Below are 17632 nucleotides of genomic sequence, written 5' to 3'. Positions count from 1 at the left end.
AGGAGTAGCCGGTGCAGGTGCCTTGACCAGATCATCCCGCCGCACGGTGGGGGCCTGTCCCAAAGAGGCGCACATCCTGGGCCGCTACGTCCAGGCGGAGGCGGCGGACACTTGGCCGCCGGGCACCTCCGAAAAGGATCAGCTTGTGTCGGTGTCCCGGTGCGGACATGGTGCCCCTTCACGGGAGAGCCGCATCGCCGAGCCAGGGTCGTGGCCCCGATGACAAAGGCGGCGGCGAGCGAGCCGAGCAGCTCGCTCAAGAGCGTCGAGGATCAGCTGTCGGACGGCCGAGGGACGTCGACCTGAAGAACTTCAAGAAGTACATCGAGTCCCGCGGCGGCGAGTCCGGCTCCTGGCGCGGCGAGGTCTGACCCTCAGGCCGCTGCCTCGGCTCCTGACGCAGGCACTCCGCCGCCGCGACGGGGATCGCCGCACCGACCGGGGCCCGACCCGATCCACCCCCTCGGAAACGATCGGGCCCTGCCGGTCCAGGCTGAGGGCAACCAGCGGTCACACGTCCCCGTGCTGCTGTTCCGCACCGCTTTCGGTGCCGCAGGGGGCCCCATCACCAGCGAGACCGTGCTGGTGGGCCTCCGTCGAAGCCGGACGCCCCAGTCGTGGGATCGATGGTGTGCCAGTCGGCCTGGGACTCCCAGAAGGACGGCTGCGCGTGGCGGTCCTCTTCGGCCATGTCTCGGCAGATCGCGACGAGGCCGGAGTCTGCAAGTACTCCGGGATGCCCGGGACGCAGCACGCAGAACTCGTTGCCCTCGGGGTCAGCCGGCACATCCCAGGGGACGTCCCCCTGGCCGATGTCGACCCGCGTCGCACCGAGTGTGCACAGGCGGGCCACCTCGGCCTCCCAGTTCCGGCCCCCCGGCCAGGTCGAGGTGGAGTCGGTTCTTGCCCGCCTTCGGCTTCGCCGTCGGCACGAACCGCAGCCGCAGGCCGTCCGTCCGGCCCCGCGTCGCGTCCTGCCAGAAGCGGTCCAGACGTGCGACATCCAGCGCGTCGATCACGATCCCGGCCAGCATTCCATTCCCCCCGAGCTGTCGAACCCGTCGCCTGCTGTCGTCACCGCTGTTGGCATGCTATTCGGGAGCGGCGGCGGCAGCGAGACACCCGCCTCGCAAGTCTCCCAGACTGAAATCAGCACGCATCCCGGATACCCTGCTGACCAAGATCCCCAAGCACAAGGCCCGCAAGTCGACTCATTCTGAAACGAATCAGCAAGGTGGCTGCTGACCGCTGTGAGATCCCCGCGCCATGCCGAGCCCGGCGGCACTGGCCAGTCAGGAGGCGCAGAGCCGGCGGCGGATCACAACCCTCAGAGCCCCGGCCGGTGTCACCGGGCCCGTTGAAAGTCGGTCAGGCACCCGTCTGGCAGCCGTTACGTGACGCAGGAGCAGTGGCTGCGTCAGGTCTGTTGGGGGGACTTGCGAAACCGGTGGTCAGTGACGCGCCCGCTGCATGGTTTGATCCACTACGCGTAGCACGCCGGCGGTGCCGCACTCATCGGAGAGACGGTGGGAGAGGCGCCGGGTCTTGTCCCTGTACGGGGTTTGGTCGAGTGTCATCCGCAAGGCTTGCGTGAGGTTGTCTGTATTGAGCCTGCGGGCGGGGATGGCTGTCGGTGCCAGGCCGAGGGCGGTCAGGCGTGCGGCCCAGTAGGGCTGGTCCCAGGTGACGGGGGCGGGCAAGGTGGGGGTGGCGGCCCGGAGGGAGGCGTGTGTGGTGCCCGGCCCGGCGTGGTGGACTGCGGCGCGCACGCGGGGGAAGAGCCAGTCGTGTGGGCACTCGGCGATGGTCAATACCTCGTCCGCGTCGCTGGATAGATTCGCCCATCCCGTTTGGATGATGGCACGCACGCGAAGTTTTCTCGTGGCGCGGACGATGGTCTCGCTCAGACGGTTCCTGTCGAGGCGGTGCATGCTGCCGAATCCGAAGTAGACGGGAGCGGGTCCGGCTTCGAGGAAGTCCACGATGCGGGCGTCGGGCTTCCACTGCGGTGGGCGCGCCGGCGACCAGTATCCGGTGCCGGTGTGGCCCTGCGGCATCGGGTAATCGTGGGGTAGGAGGGCGTTGCTGATGCCGTAGCAGACCGGCTGGCCGTGCAGGGTCCGCACGATGTCGTCGAGGCGACGCTGGGGGAGGCCGAGTGAGTGCCTCAGGCGCTTGAGAGACGAGACGTACATCGGGCTGAGGAAGAGTTTGACCGCGGTATCGGCGATGAGGTGTTGCTTCCAGGGCGTGGCTTTCATGATGCGAGGAAGCATCATGGCGTGGGCGACGGTGTACACGCCGATGCAGGGCAGTCGCAGCCCTTCGCCGATGAGGGCGCAGAAGGGGTGCAGCAGGGGGTGGGCGAGGATGATGTCCGCTCCCTCTGCGGCGGCTTCGAGCAGGGCCGGTGCGGCGGCGGCGGCGACGTCGTGCCCGTTGCGCATGCTCGCCCACCGTGGGACGGGCTGAGTCATCAGATCGTCTTGATGAGCGAGGGGCATCTCCCGTACGGGCAGACCGTGGACGGTGAAGTGTGGGGCGTATCGGGTCGAGGTGACGATGGTGACGTGGTGGCCGGCATCGCGGAGCCCGAGAGCCAGGCCTGTGTAGGGGGCGATGTCACCGGTGGTGCCCCAGGTCGCGAGGAGAATGCGCAGGGCTGGGCGCTGGGGCGGCGAGGGGCGCACTGAAAAGGTTCCTTGGCTTCGTGGTTCAGATCCGAACACTGTGGGTGTCGGCGACCGAGAGGGGGTGTTGGTGGAGGAAGCGGGTGATGAGTTCGGCGAAGTCGCTGTCGCGTTCCATGTGCATCAGGTGGTCGGTGTGTTTCATGATCACGAAGGTGGCGTCGCGGATCGTGGAGGCGACGGAGCGGTTGTCTTCGACCGTGGTGACGTTGTCGTGCTCGCCGACGCCGACGAGGGTGCGGACCTGATCGATCCCGCCCTGTGGGAGGGGGGAGTCGAGGAGGAGATGGCCGCGGTCGGCGACGTATGCGACAAGCGGATCCAGGGGTGAGTCGGCCAGTTGATTGCGCAGAACACGCGCGGCCGCGCGGATCGTGAACGTGTGCCGGGCCGCCTCTTGGTTCGTCAACAGGTTGACCAGCTTCTCGACGGATTCCTGGTGCCGGAGGCGGGGGCGCGTTCCCTCGGTGGACGTGGTGACCGGGCCCGGCTCCTCGTCGCGCCGGAGCGAGGAGGCGGCCTGACGTTGCAGTCCCTCCTGGAGGAGGGCGGTCAGGCCGGGGCCGGGTTGTAGGGAAGCACCGAAGACCAGCAGGTCGGAGACGCGGTCCGGGTGCTGCTGCGCCAGGCGGTAGGCGATGGGGTAGCCGGAGGAGACACCCAGGGCGGCGAAGTGCTCGAAGCCGAGTTGGGTGGGTGCCTCGAGCGCGGCGTCGGTCAGGTCCTTCCACGTGAGACGGGCCTGAGGCCGCTCTGATGGATTGGCCTGTGGCAAGTCGGGGATGAGAAGGGTGTGCTGGGTGCCAAGGCTCCGCTCCAGCCGCGCCCATGACAGTCGGTTCTGCAGACCGCCACTGAGGACGAGTACGGGTTGCCGGGCAGTCTCGGTTTGTGGGGTCACCAGTCGGCAGAGGTAGCGGCCGCCACGCCAGTGGATGACGCGGTCTGTGGCGATCGGGGCAGCTGTCATGTGGTGGCCGCCTGGTGGCTTTCGATGTAGGCGGCGAGCTCGGCGATGGTCGAGCTGCCGGACAGGTCGGTTTCCGTGATGGCGAGACCGTGCTCCTCCTCCAGGACCAGAGCGAGTACGGCAACGGCCATGGAATCCACGCCGGCTTGGGTCAGGGTGGCCTCTGGTTTGACGGGCCCGGATGGCAGCCCTGCCCGACGGGTGAGGACGTCGATGACGGTGGCGAGCATGTCGGACATGGTTTGACCTCCAAAGTCGAGGGCTCTACGCGTGGATTGGGCTGAGGGGGGCGCCGGCGGCAGCCGCGGCGCGGGACACGTCACTGCCGATGGAACAAGGCCGCAGTGTCCCGGTCCCCATTTCAACGAAGGTAGGGCCCTTGGGGATGCTTCATCACGGTGCTTCAGTCGCTCTGCGACTCAATCGGTCAGGCGTCCCACTGACAAATGGGAGTAGACCTTCGCCGTCAGGCGGGAGGGCATTCGAATCCTTGTGCTGGGGTACTGGGATTCCCGAGTGTGAGTCATTTCATTGCCGCAGGGTTGACGACAAGGAGCAGTACGGTAGTTCGTTCAGCGGAACGTCCGTCAAGAAGCGCGTCAGTAGGTCGAGAAAGTCTTTGGCCGATTCGACTTGTAGGTTGTGTCCAACCCCTTTCATCACCGCCACCTGGCAGTTGGGGGAATTTCGGGCGATGATGGGCGCATGCTCGGGCGGTGCGACCCCGTCAAGCTCCCCGTAGATCAGCAGCATCGGTGTTCCGCCCGTGTCACCCTGCGGAATAATCTGTTCGGAGTTTGCCAGGAAGAGATCTCGATAGAATTGGGCGCACTTCCGAAATTTTTCGACTGGTACTTCGGTGAACAGCTTTCGCATGATTGTGGCACTGAGTGTTACTGCCGCCCTGTTGGTCGACTTGCGCGACAAGAGGAAGAAGTCCGAATAGGCTGACGTGAACGCTTTGCGTGTGTCGCGGTCACTTTCGAGCCTTCGATCGTGCGTGAGACAAGCGCTCATGCGCTCAAGTACTTCCCTCACCTCTTCCGTTACGCAAGAGAGGGCGCCCACCATGACCAGGCGAGATACTCTGTCACCGTGGTCGCGCACCAGCCGGTACCCAAGTGGAGCGGAGGCTGAAAGCGCCAGGACATCGCACGTCGCTGCCCCCAGAACGTCCAGCGTTCGCACCGCGGCGCCAACGAGAAGATTCCAGGTGAATGGTGAGGGAATGGCCCTCGAGTCCCAAAGGCCCGGAAGTTCCAGGAAAACGACTCGGGTTCCGGCGGGCAGATTCGACTCCAGGCGCGGCCAGGGTTTCAGGGGACGAAGTGCGCCGCCCAGGACCAGCAGTGTTCTTTTACAGTCACCAAATTCGGGTTCCACTACTCGGTAGGCGTAGTCGTGGCCTTGCCATTCTTCCTGAAATGTTTGAGAGTGGGCGCTCTGGAGATGCTTAAGGCCGGCTTCGTACAGTTTTTCCAGCATCTACTCACTCCTCGATCGGCGCGTCATTGATCAAATCAGATCGGATGCGTGGGCGTCTTGGTGTGTCGAAAGGTAGGTAAGGTATGGCAGGGATTCCAGGGAACTCCCCGCCAGGAAACGCTTGACGAGGTCGTTGAATTCCTTGGACCGCTCATTGTTTAGCATGTGTCCGCACTCCTTCATGACGGCTACGGTGCAGTCGGCAATGCTCTTGGCGAGTTCCCTGCCCGATTCGGGGGGCGTGATCCCGTCATGCTGGCCGTATACGGCCAGAGTGGGAACTCCTTCGATCACGCCCGGAGGAATTACCTCTGCGTCAGGGTTCAGCATGAGGTCATGGTGATATTGAACAAACCTGATGTAGTCCTCGCGAGGAAGCCGGGAGAGCTTGTGGCGAAGCGCGAGGGCGATCATGCCGGCAGACCGACGCCCCCGGGTCCTGTTTGAGAGTGTCAAAGTGTCTGCAATAATTCCGGCGAATTCTTTTCGCGTCGAGCGATCGGTGCTTAGTGATGGCATGAGGGCAATAAATCGATCCATGTGCCGGATCACTGCCTCGGTCTCCTGGCTGAGGTTGTGGGAAGGTGCTCCCACCAGAACCAGCCGAGAGATCCGGTCGCCGTGCTGGTGCGCCAAGCGGTATCCCAGAGGTCCGCAAGCCGAAGCGGCAAGCACATCGCAGTGTTGGATACTGAGCGAGTCCAGGATGTTCACTGTTGCTCCGAGCAGGAATTCCCACGTAAATTGCGGAACCGCCGCTGAGGCGCCGGTCACCCCGGGTAGTTCCACGAAGACAAGACGCCTGGCGTCGGCGAACTCCGCTTCGAGTCGGGGCCATGAATGCAAGGGATACATGATTCCTGGCAGGACCAGGAGGGTGTTGTGTCGGCTCGCCGTTGTGGGCGTGACCACGCGGCAAAGGTACTTGTTTCCCTTCCAGTCAAGCGTGTGGGTAACGGAGTACGCACTGTCCAGCCTCACGGCCATTTCTCAACCCTTCGAGATTCCACATGGTAGAAATTCCTGTGATAACCCGCTTGGTGCGCTGCTCTCTCTGCGCGTGTGCTCGGCCGCGCTTGGCGAACTGTCGGTTCTTGACCCGATTGCCAGGTGCCTGAGGTCGTGCTGCCGTGAGTCTGCCTACCCCTCAGCCGCAGCACCCCGGTGCCTCGCGAGTGGAGGTCAGGTGGTGTACGGGGTCAGGCGTTCGGGCCACACGCAGGTGGTGGCGGCCCAGGACAAACCACTGCCGAAGGACACCAGGACGGCACGCTGCCCGGGCTTGAGGGTGCCGTCCGCGGCCGCGTCCGCGAGAAGGAGAGGGACGGAAGCAGCGGCTGTATTTCCGACGCGTTCGATGTTGGAGGGCATCCGCTCACTGGGGAAGTCGAGAGCTGCGGCCACGGCATGACTGATGGCCGCGTTGGCCTGATGCGCGAGAAGCACCTCTACCTCCTCCAGAGTCCACCCCGCGGCTTTGACCGCTTGACGTACCGCGTCAGTCATGCGGCGAACTGCGTTGCGTAGGACTTCGCTACCCCGTAGATGCAGGAACAGTTCGTCGCTCGTCGCCTCGGGAGCGCGACGGCGGGCTCCTCCGGCAGGGATGGCGAGAATGTCGGCAAGGGTGCCGTCGCTGCCCCACACACCCGTGCCGAATGTGGGTGCCTCTCCGGGCAGGGCGGCGCGCAGCACAACGGCGCCTGCACCATCGCCGAAGATCGGCGCCGTGTCGGGGTCATTCGGATTGACCATCGCGGAGGTGGTTTCCGCGGCGATGACCAACACGGTCCCTGCGCTCTCCCCAGCGATCAGCCCGCGGGCGACTTCGCACGCGTACAGGAATCCGGAGCAGCCGGCGTTGATGTCGAACGCGGGAACTCCGGTCATGCCAAGGCTCGCGGCGACTTCGGGCGCCCCGGCGGGACACAGGCGGTCCGGTGTGGTGGTTGCCAGGATGAGGGCGTCGACGCCCGGCATGCCCGCAGAAGCCAAGGCGCGTTGGCCCGATTGGGTAGCCATGTGGACGGTCGCGCTGCCCGGAGTGACCCTGTGACGCTGGGCGATTCCCAGACGCCGCCGGACGAAGGCAGCAGCGGCAGGTGTCAGAATCCGCGCGTTGTCCACCGTTGTCGGCGGCAACCAGCTGCCAAGCCCACACAGAACCGTCTGTGTCACAAACTTTCCCTACGCTTCGGCTGCCCGGAACCGATGGTCCCGGGCAGCGACTGGTCATTCGGTGACGGAGTGGGCATCCGCACGTGCGGCGCGGACATCGGCACCCTTGCGAGCAGGAGTGGTCGCCCGGTCGTCTGCGGCCGGTGAGATGCCGAACCAGCAGATCGCCGGTGACGCCACCATGCTGGCCGTCGACGCGACTGCCCCATGCACCGAGGAAGCCCTCGGCGGTCGGATAGGGCAGGCCGAACTCCTGTGGGAGCCGCAGGGTGCTGACGCCGGCTCGGCCGACCCGAGGGGGTGGACCCGGGCATGGAGCGCGTGCTGATCCATTGCCGACCAGCGATGATGCCCTCCACGATTCCGCCGACGATCAGAACCGGCGCGATCGGGTGAAGTCGGGTTACGCTCGTGGCTGACAAGAGACCGAGAGCGCGCCCAAGCGCCCGTGTGCGAGCGAATGCCCCAATCACCGGATCCCTGGACTTCACCCGCCCTGCGGGCAGAGCGGTCTCTCCTCATCCCTAGGCGGGCGCCTGCGCATGGTCGGTGTTGCCGTCGGGACCGCCCAACTGGGCTCGTACGAGCCCAGCCATCTCCCCGAGCGTGAGTTCACCGGACGCGAGGGAGTCGTCCAGTTCCACGCCATAGCGATCGGACAGAGTGACGAACAGCTCCACCTGGGCGATGGAGTCCAGGTTCAGGCTGGAGAACGTCGCCTCCGGTGCGAGCCGCTGCGGTGGAATACGGAAGTCCTTTGTCAGGAACGCGGTGATGTAGGCCAGAGGTTCTTGATCGCGTGCTTCCACAGGGATGCTCCTTCTGCTTCAGATGGAAAGTCGGATGTCGGGCCAGGTCATGGCGACGGCCCCCCAGACCGCACCGCCGCCGAAGGCGGTCAGCAGCGTCCGCGCCCCGGGCTCTACCGCCTTGTCCCGCACGGCCTGGTCCATGGCGAGCGGGATCGAGGCCGAGGAAGTGTTGCCCACGGTGCGGATGTTGCCCAGACATTGTTCGGGCGGGATACCGACGAGCTCGGCGACCTTGTCGAGGATGCGCTGGTTGGCCTGGTGTCCGATGAACGCCTCGACGTCGCCGACCGGCCAACCGACATCCCCCAGCACGCCGCGGGAGACTTCCGTCATCCGCCGCACAGCGTGAGCGAACATCTGCGGCCCCTGCATTCGCAGGCACCTTTCACCATGCTCTGCTTCCTGCTTGGAGTCCGGCCACCGTGCGCCGCCGGCTGCGATCACTGCCAGGTCTTTCTGCGTACCGTCGCTGCCGAGCCGGACCGACAGGACGGCACCAGCCTCGCCCGTCTCGCCACTCCGCAACACGATCGCGCCGGCTCCATCGGCAAAGACGACGGCAGTCCCGCGGTCGGACACATCGGTGATGGTTGACAGCGTCTCTGCCCCGATCACGAGAACGCGTCTCGCCATACCGGACCTGATCCACGCGTCGCCGGCAGCGACCGCGTACACGAACCCCGAACAGGCTGCTGCAATGTCGAAGGCCGGTACGGTGCCCAGTCCCAGCTGAGCGGCGACCCACGGAGCCGTGGCCGGGGAGTGGTGGTCAGGGGTGGTGGTCGAAACCACCACAAGGTCCACGTCGGCGACTCCCGCGTTGTCCAATGCCCGGCGGCCGGCCCGCACGGCCAGATCGCCCGTACTTTCCCCCGGCCGGACCCATCGTCGTCTCTCGATGCCCGTCCGCGACCGGATCCACCCGTCGGTCGTGTCGAGCAGCGAAATCGGTTCATCGGTATTTCGAATCACTCGCTCCGGCAGCTCGGCACCCACGCCTACCAAGACGGACAGAACATTCCCCGACATTGAATTCCCCGCATTATTAAATAGGACAATCTGGCTGTGCGTGGCATGACTTGATGCCCCAAGTTTCGCTGACAACCCCGCAACATACAGCCAATTCCACAGTGCCATGACTGCCGCAAATGGATCTGCCCAGAACACTGAAAGGCAGTAGCACCATCGCGAGGCCGGACGCTCGTCAAGTCGGCGCCATCAGGTGACGCTGCAGGCGAGAGATGAACGCATCCCGGACCAGTACGGCGCCCCGAGTGGTCGGAGAGTCGTTCGAACGGTGGCCGGCTTCGAGTCGCTTTTACCCGGCCCCGAGCCTTGAACGTGATCAGGCTCTCGTCGGCGATACCTGCGAGACCCGCCGGGCTCGGGCAGGCGCCGCCTCCTGCGGGCAGGACCGTCTGTCGGAGCGTCTGCGGCAGCGCCTGGTGTTCTGTTCGGGATCCCTACCGACTGCTGGCCACGTGTCGACGGGCTGATGTCCAGCCCGGTCGCGTGTCCGCCAGCGGTGTTACGCCTTGTCTCAGGTGGTAGGCCGCAATGCCGAGCATGTGGCCTACCCCTCGCCCCCAGGGCACCACCAGTTGCACTCGGACCGCGACTCCAGCCGAGGCATCATGAACGCAATCGAGTCATGGTCCGAGGCGGGTCTGCCTGTGGGCCCCCGCGAGCGTGGAGAATCGCCCAAGTCCCCAAGGCGGCAATGACCATCATCGCGCCGGCGATTTCCCGCGCATTGCGGTCCTGGACCGTGAGGCGTCTCATGCGATCCCGCAGGGTAGGACGATCGACGTTCGCCCAAACCAGCCAGGTGAGCTGCGTCATATGGCACTCCATATCTGCGTCTTCTGCAGGCGCTGCTGTGTTGACCGTGAGCTCATCGGACGACTGCAGGGCGACCATGTTCCGCTGGGCTCAGGTTGTACGGACCTGAGAGGAAAGCACTGAGCGGCGCCGCCGACCTGCGATTCGCTTGCCCATGAGAACAACGGCCAGCCCGATTAGTGACGACCGCTACCCCAAAGGGGTGATGATCACCATCGGCGTACTTGCCTTGCTCCTTCCCGACCGCTGCGGGATACCGGCGAGCCGGGATGCTCGTTCGCCGTCTCCCTGGCCTCGCCCGGCCTCGCCGGGACGGGCCGGAGCCCGAGGGCGGCTATGGCATTTCTTTCAGGCCACTGTGTCCTTCGCCGATTCTCAACTGGGCGTGCGTCGGCGGGGTGTGGCCGGGTGCAATCGCCGTTGCGGGCTCTTCGGTGGAGCTCTGACCTGCTCTCAAGTGTTGCGTGTCGGGGCAAACAAGCCTGAGTGCGAATGGTTCCCGTCGCATCAGAACCAGAAGGACGATGGCGTCGTGATCGGGCGGACGGCGCGCGCGTCCTCCCCGTCGGCGCACGGCTTCGACGACGAACGCCGGACGCTGGCCAGGGTCCAGACGCTGATCCGCCGTCGTCTGCGGGTGAGCCTGTCGGTGGCGACGGTGTGGCGGCTGCTGAAACGGCACGGCTGGGGTGTGGCCGCGGGTAGAAGCCTCGCGGCGGCGTCCGGGGCATGGCTTGTCTTCGATGACGAGGCCGGCTTCTCGACGACTCCGCCCCGTGCCCGCACCTGGGGCCGACGCGGACAGACCCCCGTCGTCCGCGTCCGCGGCCGTTCCCGTCGCCGGACCTCGGTCGCCGCGCTGTGCTGCTACAAACCGGGTTCTGGCGCAGGTTCTGTGAGGTCGTCACCGCTGAGTGACGAGTCCTATGGGGATAAATTCCGTAAGTGTTGGGTGTGGGCGGCAGTATGATCGTGGGCGGGATGGGGCTCGTAGCGCAGTGGCTGTCGCGCCTTCACCGCATGTGGGAGGACGCCGGTTCGAATCCGGCCAGCCCCATCCCACCCTTTCTCACGCCAACAGGACAGGTTCTTCGACAGTGTGCCGTGGGACTTGGTCATCAAAGCGGTCGAGGCGAACACCGATCTGCCGTGGGCGGTTCTGTATGTCAAGCGCTGGCTGAAAGCGCCCTTGATGCTGCCCGATGGTTCGTTGCTGATCCGGGACCGCAGTACCCCCGCAGGGTTCCGCGGTCTCGCCCGTACTTGCAAATTTGTTTCTGCACTACGCGTTCGATGCGTGGATGGCCCGGGAGTTCCCCGGTGTCGCCTTCGAACGCTATGTGGACGACGCGGTGGTCCACTGCGTCAGCGATGCCCAGGCACACTATGTGCTCGCGGCTCTCCAGAGCCGGATGCGTGAGGTCGGACTGGAGCTGCACCCCTAGGAAACCAGGATCGTGTATTGCAAGGACAGTAACCGGCGCGGCTCCTATGAGCACACCGAGTTCACGCTCTTGGGGTTCACGTTCGGGGCGCGGCAGGTGCGGCTGAAGACTGGGAAGATGTTCACCGGCTTCAATCCAGTTGTCAGCAACGACGCCCTGAACAAGATCAGCAAGCGGGCGTGGTCCTGGAGACTGCACCTGCACACTGAGGTCGCCGAAGCGGATCTCGCCCGCATGGTCAATCCAGTCGTGCGAGGTTGGATGCAGTACCGCGGCGCCTTCTGCCGGTCGGCGCTTTATCCCCTTCTGGGTCGCAGCAATTCTTACCTGATGCGCTGGATCCGCAAGAAATACAAACGGCTTCGGGGACGAAAGAAGGCACAGGAAGCGTGGAACAGGACCGTCACTCAGCGGCCCCGGTTCTTCACCCACTGGGCCTGGGTACCGACAGCGCCCGTCGTCTGGTGACCAGGGCAGCAAGAGTCGTATAACGAGAGATCGTTACGTACGGTTCTGTGAGGGCCGGGGGCTGAAATGCCCCCGGCTACTCGACAGCATCTTGATGCGGTTGACATGGCCTTCGACGACGCCCGAGTTCCAGGGGAGGGTTAGGCCGGCGACGACGGCTTCGCGATCGCGGTCGATGCCCGTGGCGAGCATGTGGAGGCTTGGCAGGTCGTCCTGCCTCAGGGCGGTCAGCCAATCCAACAGGCGCTCACCCCGGCGCTCGGTGAGCATGGTTGCGAAGAACCGCACGTCCCTGGTGAGTGCGTCAATTTCTCGGGGCAGTTGGCCCGGAGGTGTTTCAAGTTGAGCTGTTCGGTCTCGGAGAGGTTCTCCGGACGGCGGAGAGGACCCATCCGATGACGCTCCGTGGCGAAGGCGGACGGGCCGTCACCGGCCGTGGCGAGGTGCGTTTCTGGCGAAGGTAGGCGCGAACCCGCTGGTAGCTGCCCGCGTAGCCGAGCGGGACGATCTCTTCCCCTGGAGCTCGGCGAGCCCGCCGCGAGGCTCGCAAGGACGACACCGACCACAACGGTGAGAACCCTCCGCAGTGATCCCCGAGCCGACCTCTACCGGGCCCAGTCGATCCCGAGGTCGGCCAGGCGGTCGCGCCCCGCGCGTTGACGCCGGGGCAGGTCAGCGTCACCTTGATCGGGCCCAGCCGGACCTGTCCCCGGGGCCGTGGGGGCCGGAGGACGGACCGGCGCCGCCGGACGGACGGGAGCCGGGGCTCAGTCGGTGTCGATGCCGCGAGCGGCGAAGACCTCCGCCGCGTCTGGCACGGCCAGGACGCCGTCTTCGACGAAGGTGACCTCCCGCAGGTTGGGCAGCAGGGCGAGGTCGTCGAGCGATCGGACGTCGAACAGATCGTCCTCCCCGCCCCAGGCGGGGGCGCAGTGCCGGAAGACTTCGGCGCCGGCGTCGAAGCACAGTTCCTCGACGCGGGCCAGCAGCTCGTCCGGAATCTCCAGGGCCTCGAAATGGGTTCGGGACTCTGGCAGCACCGCCGCGTGGAGGCCGTGGTCCAGAACATAGGACGCGGGGTCACCGATTCCCCGCTCGGCCAGCTGCGCCGGCAGGTCGTAGAGCGGGAGGAGCGGCTCGTCGGGGCCGTACATGAGCTCCTCGATGACGAGCAGCTTGAGGTTGAAGTCGCGGAACTGGCTCATGGCACATGAGTACCACGGAGGTACGACACGGGTCCGGCGCGCCCGGCCTCCGGCCGGGCGCGGCCCTGCTCAAGCCGCCGCTGACCACCCCGAGCGCGATCCTGCGTCCGGGGCGGACGACCGGGGCTTTGAGCCCGGCGAGGGACGTTGCCGCGGTGAAGCAGCCACGCTGGACGCTTGAGGCCGCCGCCGTCGAGATGGCCGCCCACCACTCCCCACACCGACTCCCCACCCCCAGTCACCGACCCTGATCATCGGTCACTGGCCGCCGTCACCGGTCACGCGTCACCAGTCACCGTCCCTGGTTACCGGGCCATGGGTTCCAGTCACCGGCTGCCAGTCACCGCCGGATTCAGGCGCTTCGCCGACGGGGCGGGATGGTGTGGTCGGGGGAGCGGTATTCGGAGTGGGGAGCAGTGCCCTCTGTCCGGGTGAGCCCGACCTCTGCCTGAGCGCGTCAACTGCCGACCTAGGCTGGTGGAGCGGTGCAATGGTGGCTGTGGGGAGCCGCAGGCCACGGGCTGCTCCCTGCCCCGTGGCGCTGTCGGCTGTGGGCAGGTCCGGCAGCCGTCACACGTCGCCGCATACCGCCCCGGCCGACAGCATCCAGCGCGGCGTCGACCACGAGCGCAGCCACCCAGTCACCGACCTCCAGTCACCGGTCACCGATGGTCGGTCATGGGCCCTGCATCGGTCGCCGACTCCGTCACCGGTCACCGGCCGCCAGTGGCCGAGCGGTTGAGGCTCTATCAGAAACACGCCTTGAACCCGCCCGGCGGTTGCTGCCCGGAGGGCGACCCGCATCCGGTGGTAGGCCCGGTCGTGGTAGAGGGCGGGATGCACGCCGGCCCCGGGGCCTTCCGTAGGTCCCCCCGGTGGCTCTCGGGGCGGTCCCGGGTCCTGACATCGGCCGCGTTTCCCCGCCCTGTCCTGGCTCGGGGCCCGTGTTCACCCGTGCGTGGCGGTGTCAGGACCCCTCGGCCCCAGGCCGTGTCCTCTTGGCTCTCCTCCGACCTCCGCGCTGACGGGCCGGGTACCTGACCGGTCTGTGGTTCGGCTCCTTGTCCGTGGAGGTCGACAACGGTACGGGGTCGCCGCCGATCCTGACGGAGAAGATCGCCCGCTACCGCCGCTTCCTCGCCCGCAGCGTCCCGCCGGCCGGACGTGCCACGGTGGGGGTGACGTCGCGTTGTGGCGCACGGTGTGGACGAGGCCGGCGGCGAAGTACCGGGAGGTCGAGCGTCTGAGCATGCAGGAGTGGCGGGGCCATTGGCACACCGCCGGGACCTTCCCGGACGGGTCCAGGGACGGCTACCGCGACTACACGGGCGTGGTGCCGGTGATCGTTACCGGCCCTGAACCTCCTGGAGGGGCACGGCCCGCACGGGCCGATCTGGCGGCGCTACGGCCGCAAAAGCCATGAGACCCTCACCGACGCCTTGGCCAACCCCGACGACTACAGCGCCTACTCCGTCCGTGAGGACCGGCGCCGGGCGGCCGATGAGCGGAGCGCCGGAGGGAGGAGGAGCACCAGGAGGAGCGCCGGCGCAGGGAGGCCGCGGCGTGGCGCTGCCCGGAGTGGGGCCGCAAGGTCTCGGCGATCGACGGCGGCCGAACAGACCGGGCTCCCCTTTCTCTCCTCCCGGCTGGGTAACAGGCGCTGGGCAAGCCTGGCTTGCCCGGTCACCAGCCTGGTCACCGGCCCTGCGGAGCGAACTTACCGGCCTGGTCACCGGTTGGTGAACTAACCGGTTCACTCACCGGTGGCTCACCGGCCGGTGGTGGTGCCGGGGGCGAGGGTGCGCCGGCCGTACGGCGGCTCGGGGTGCTCGCCGGCCCAGGCCTGGGCGGGTGGGGGTGTCGGGGTGCCTCGGCGGCGAGGCGGGCCCGGTGTGCCGCGGTCGGTGGCGCCGGGGGTGTGGCGGGGCGGGGGCCTGAGCCCAACGGGCGGCGCTCGATCATCTGGCACCCCCGTGCCGTGCTCCACCCCCAACATGGGCGTCTTCAGCCCGGCGGGCTCCCGGCCGGTTTCGACTCCGGCGCCCCTCCCGGCCGGAAGCCGGGGGATCCGGGAGGATCGCTCTACCTGGTGACCTGTCCCAACGGCGCCGGTGACGAGATCCGCGGGGACTGCGTTGGCCCGCGACCGGCTCGGCCGGCGGAGGCGTCGACGTCCAGGCCCTCGTCCACCCGCCTGATCCTGGGCCGCCACGACCGGGCCGGCCACCTCCACGGCATCGGCCGCACCGTCCCCCTGCGCCCGGACTCGGCGCGCAGGGTCGCCGAGTACCTGACCCCTGGCGCTCCGGGGCATCAGTGGACGGGGGTGCGGTTCGCGTGGCCTGGGGCTCACGCGAGGTCGACGCGACCTTGGTCCGCCCCGAGCTGGTCGCGGAGATCAGCGCCGACGCCGCTTGGAGGGCCACGCCCTCACCCCGGCCGACTTCGGCTGGGCCGTGTGGGACGGCCGCGAGCGCTGCGTGACATTGGGAGTCGCACGCTCGCGCCAACAGTCTGTGTTCACGAGAACGGGGAGGCACCCTCGCCGGGCTCAAAGCCTCGGCCGGTCCCCCGCCCCGGACACAGAATCGCGTTCGGGGTGGTCAGCAGCGGCTTGAGCAGGGCCGCCCGTACCAAGGACAACACCCGCTTGTCCCCGATTCGATTCCGCACCCTGTCCAGGAGGGCCGGGTGCGCGATCTCGTCGAAGCACGCCGTGATGCCGCGATGCCCTCCGCCGCGACCTTCCCACGCCACTTCCGCACCGTCGCCGCGGTCACACCGATTTCCACGGCGCGCCGCGCGTTCGGCGCCCCACCCTCGCAGGCCAGCACAATGCGAGGACGCTCGGCGAACCGCAGCGTCACCGCCCCACCAGCCCAGCGGGACAACTCCGCACGCTCCTCATCAGACAGGTGGACGTCCAACAGCGCGCGGACCTGGGGACATGAAAACAGGCTGCAGACTTGGACCTGAGACTTCCGGCGCATCACACTATTTGTGCGGGTCGCCGAGCCAGTGGGTCGCGGCTTGCTGGAATGCTTCGGGGTCGGCGTGGTGGTCGGCCCATGCCACGATGCCGTCCGGACGGACGAACACTGCGGTGAGTCCGAGGTCGTTGTGCACCAATCCGGCCGCGTAGTGGACCCGGCCCTGCCAGCCCTTGGCCGCGGTCTGAAGCACGCGGTCGAGGGTGAAGTCGAGGAGCACGCCCTGGCCTCGGCGCAGCAGCTCGCCGAGGCGTGTGCCGTTGGTGAAGCGGAAGTCGGGGGCGCTGCGGCCGACGAGCGGCTGTTCGCTGCCCAGGTCGTAGCGGTTGAACAGCCCCGAGGTCTGCCGGTACACGTGGGTGACGCCGTCAGGGGTGTTCATCAGGTCGAGGATGAGCTTGCGCAGGGCGGGGGCGTGGGAGCCCGGCTTCATGGTGGCGACCTGGGCGCGGGACCAGTCGAGGACGGCGGCGCCGACGGGGTGGCGCTCGTCGGTATAGGTGTCGAGCAGGCCCTCGGGTGCGGTGCCGTGGACGGTGGCGGCGAGCTTCCAGCCGAGGTTGACGGCGTCGCCGATGCCGAGGTTGAGGCCCGGGCCGCCGAGGGGTGAGTGGATGTGTGCGGCGTCACCGGCGAGCAGCACGCGGCCCCTCTTGTAGCTGCTGACCTGCATCGCGCGGTCGGTGAAGCTGGAGGCGAGCTCGACGCCGGTCAGCGTCACGTCGGTGTCGGAGATGTGGCGCAGGACCGCCTGAAGGTGCTCGCGGGTCAGCGGCTGGGAGCGGTCGAAGGTACCGCCGTCGAAGTCGTTCATGCCCAGGTACCCCCAGGGCGTACGTAGGTACATGCCGTTCGGTGTCAGGTTGAAGCCGAACGGCAGTTGCTCGGGGTCGGCGAAGGTGACCTTGGCGACGTAGCCGGTGAACAGCGGGTCGGTGCCGACGAAGTCGAAGCCGACGAGTTCACGCACGGCGCTGCGTCCGCCGTCGCAGCCCACCAGCCAGCGTCCCCGGTACTTCTGCCCGCCGGCGGCGGCGGTGACGCCGTCGTCGTCCTGTGTCACGGCGGTGACCGGAACGCCCCGAACGACTCTCACTCCGAGCGTGGCGGCCCGCTCGGCCAGCACCGTGGAGACGGCTTCCAGGCTCGTCATGAACCCTTCCATCGCCGGGCTGGGCAGCCTGAGCGGCAGAGCGGGCGCGTCGATGCCGGCCGCGTCCAGGCCCATGCCCGCGAAATGGGACACGTCGCGGGGCGCGGGTGCCTCGACTGCGTTGGGGTCTGCGCCGACCTCCTGGGCGTCGACGCCGGAGGCGTCCAGCATCGCGTCCAACAGGCCGCGGCGGTGGAACGTCTCGGCCGAGCCGGCGTTCAGACCCCGCATCCCGAGCGGGAGCGCCTTCAGCGGCGAGGAGATCCCCTGGTCTCGTTCAAGGACCAGGACCGAGCAGCCGGCCAGGGCCAGTTCGCCGGCCAGGAACAGGCCGACCGGGCCGCCGCCCGCGACTATGACGTCACGCATGAGAGGTTTCCCTTCAAGGAATGAT

15 protein-coding genes, 1 tRNA gene and 1 pseudogene are annotated in these 17632 nt (G+C 67.2%); 5 read left to right on the top strand and 12 right to left on the bottom strand.

Features of this window, described 5'->3' with window-relative positions:
* Positions 1 to 565: 565 nt before the first annotated feature.
* From OG906_RS43535 to OG906_RS00510, 9 genes are all read right to left on the bottom strand, one after another.
* On the bottom strand, positions 566 to 1003 hold the full coding sequence (locus OG906_RS43535) for a VOC family protein (protein ID WP_402307467.1): 438 nt from the start codon (positions 1001 to 1003) through the stop codon (positions 566 to 568).
* A gap of 448 nt (positions 1004 to 1451) precedes the next feature.
* The gene (locus OG906_RS00545; RefSeq protein WP_329438874.1) at positions 1452 to 2690 is read right to left on the bottom strand and encodes a glycosyltransferase; all 1239 of its coding nucleotides are present in this window, start codon (positions 2688 to 2690) and stop codon (positions 1452 to 1454) included.
* A gap of 25 nt (positions 2691 to 2715) precedes the next feature.
* Positions 2716 to 3660, bottom strand: coding sequence for an alpha/beta fold hydrolase (locus OG906_RS00540; RefSeq protein ID WP_329438872.1), 945 nt, complete (start codon positions 3658 to 3660; stop codon positions 2716 to 2718).
* Positions 3657 to 3899, bottom strand: a complete 243-nt coding sequence (locus OG906_RS00535) for an acyl carrier protein (protein ID WP_329438870.1) — start codon at positions 3897 to 3899, stop codon at positions 3657 to 3659. Before OG906_RS00535 ends, OG906_RS00540 begins: the two co-directional genes overlap by 4 nt.
* 289 nt (positions 3900 to 4188) lie before the next feature.
* Positions 4189 to 5145: an alpha/beta fold hydrolase gene (locus OG906_RS00530; protein WP_329438868.1), complete on the bottom strand. Its 957-nt coding sequence runs from the start codon at positions 5143 to 5145 to the stop codon at positions 4189 to 4191.
* A gap of 30 nt (positions 5146 to 5175) precedes the next feature.
* Positions 5176 to 6057 carry an alpha/beta fold hydrolase gene (locus tag OG906_RS00525; protein ID WP_329438867.1) on the bottom strand — a complete coding sequence of 294 codons (882 nt, stop codon included), beginning with the start codon at positions 6055 to 6057 and terminating at the stop codon, positions 5176 to 5178.
* Positions 6058 to 6327: 270 nt separating this feature from the next.
* A complete protein-coding gene (locus OG906_RS00520) occupies positions 6328 to 7323 on the bottom strand; it encodes a 3-oxoacyl-ACP synthase III family protein (protein ID WP_329438865.1) in 996 nt (331 codons plus the stop codon).
* A gap of 524 nt (positions 7324 to 7847) precedes the next feature.
* A complete protein-coding gene (locus OG906_RS00515) occupies positions 7848 to 8132 on the bottom strand; it encodes an acyl carrier protein (RefSeq protein WP_329438862.1) in 285 nt (94 codons plus the stop codon).
* Positions 8133 to 8150: 18 nt separating this feature from the next.
* Positions 8151 to 9131 carry a beta-ketoacyl-ACP synthase III gene (locus tag OG906_RS00510; RefSeq protein WP_329438860.1) on the bottom strand — a complete coding sequence of 327 codons (981 nt, stop codon included), beginning with the start codon at positions 9129 to 9131 and terminating at the stop codon, positions 8151 to 8153.
* 1408 nt (positions 9132 to 10539) lie between these two features.
* On the opposite strand from OG906_RS00510, the pseudogene OG906_RS43530 reads away from it, so the two are divergent.
* The 4 genes and pseudogenes from OG906_RS43530 to OG906_RS00485 form a co-directional block, all read left to right on the top strand.
* Positions 10540 to 10857: pseudogene (locus OG906_RS43530) on the top strand (winged helix-turn-helix domain-containing protein); the annotation flags it as partial.
* Between the two features lie 103 nt (positions 10858 to 10960).
* Positions 10961 to 11034, top strand: a tRNA-Ala gene (locus tag OG906_RS00495).
* A 214-nt stretch (positions 11035 to 11248) separates the two neighbouring features.
* Positions 11249 to 11422: a hypothetical protein gene (locus OG906_RS00490; protein WP_329438858.1), complete on the top strand. Its 174-nt coding sequence runs from the start codon at positions 11249 to 11251 to the stop codon at positions 11420 to 11422.
* Positions 11423 to 11434: 12 nt separating this feature from the next.
* Entirely contained in the window at positions 11435 to 11890 is a 456-nt protein-coding gene (locus OG906_RS00485) for a group II intron maturase-specific domain-containing protein (RefSeq protein WP_329438856.1), read from the top strand.
* Positions 11891 to 11923: 33 nt separating this feature from the next.
* Here OG906_RS00485 and OG906_RS00480 read toward each other — a convergent pair whose 3' ends face one another.
* Both OG906_RS00480 and OG906_RS00475 read right to left on the bottom strand, forming a co-directional pair.
* Positions 11924 to 12178 (bottom strand): hypothetical protein, encoded by a 255-nt coding sequence (locus OG906_RS00480; RefSeq protein WP_329438854.1) that lies wholly within the window; start codon positions 12176 to 12178, stop codon positions 11924 to 11926.
* Positions 12179 to 12657: 479 nt separating this feature from the next.
* The gene (locus OG906_RS00475) at positions 12658 to 13095 is read right to left on the bottom strand and encodes a DUF6892 domain-containing protein (RefSeq protein ID WP_329438852.1); all 438 of its coding nucleotides are present in this window, start codon (positions 13093 to 13095) and stop codon (positions 12658 to 12660) included.
* A 5-nt stretch (positions 13096 to 13100) separates the two neighbouring features.
* Here OG906_RS00475 and OG906_RS00470 point away from each other — a divergent pair, with 5 nt between their 5' ends.
* Positions 13101 to 13346 carry a hypothetical protein gene (locus OG906_RS00470; RefSeq protein ID WP_329438850.1) on the top strand — a complete coding sequence of 82 codons (246 nt, stop codon included), beginning with the start codon at positions 13101 to 13103 and terminating at the stop codon, positions 13344 to 13346.
* 2743 nt (positions 13347 to 16089) lie between these two features.
* On the opposite strand, the gene OG906_RS00465 is transcribed toward OG906_RS00470, so the two are convergent.
* Positions 16090 to 17607, bottom strand: a complete 1518-nt coding sequence (locus tag OG906_RS00465) for an FAD-dependent monooxygenase (protein ID WP_329438848.1) — start codon at positions 17605 to 17607, stop codon at positions 16090 to 16092.
* Between the last annotated feature and the right edge of the window lie 25 nt (positions 17608 to 17632).

Source organism: Streptomyces sp. NBC_01426, from assembly GCF_036231985.1.
Taxonomy (GTDB): domain Bacteria; phylum Actinomycetota; class Actinomycetes; order Streptomycetales; family Streptomycetaceae; genus Streptomyces.
This window is presented reverse-complemented; position numbering and strand designations above follow the sequence as displayed.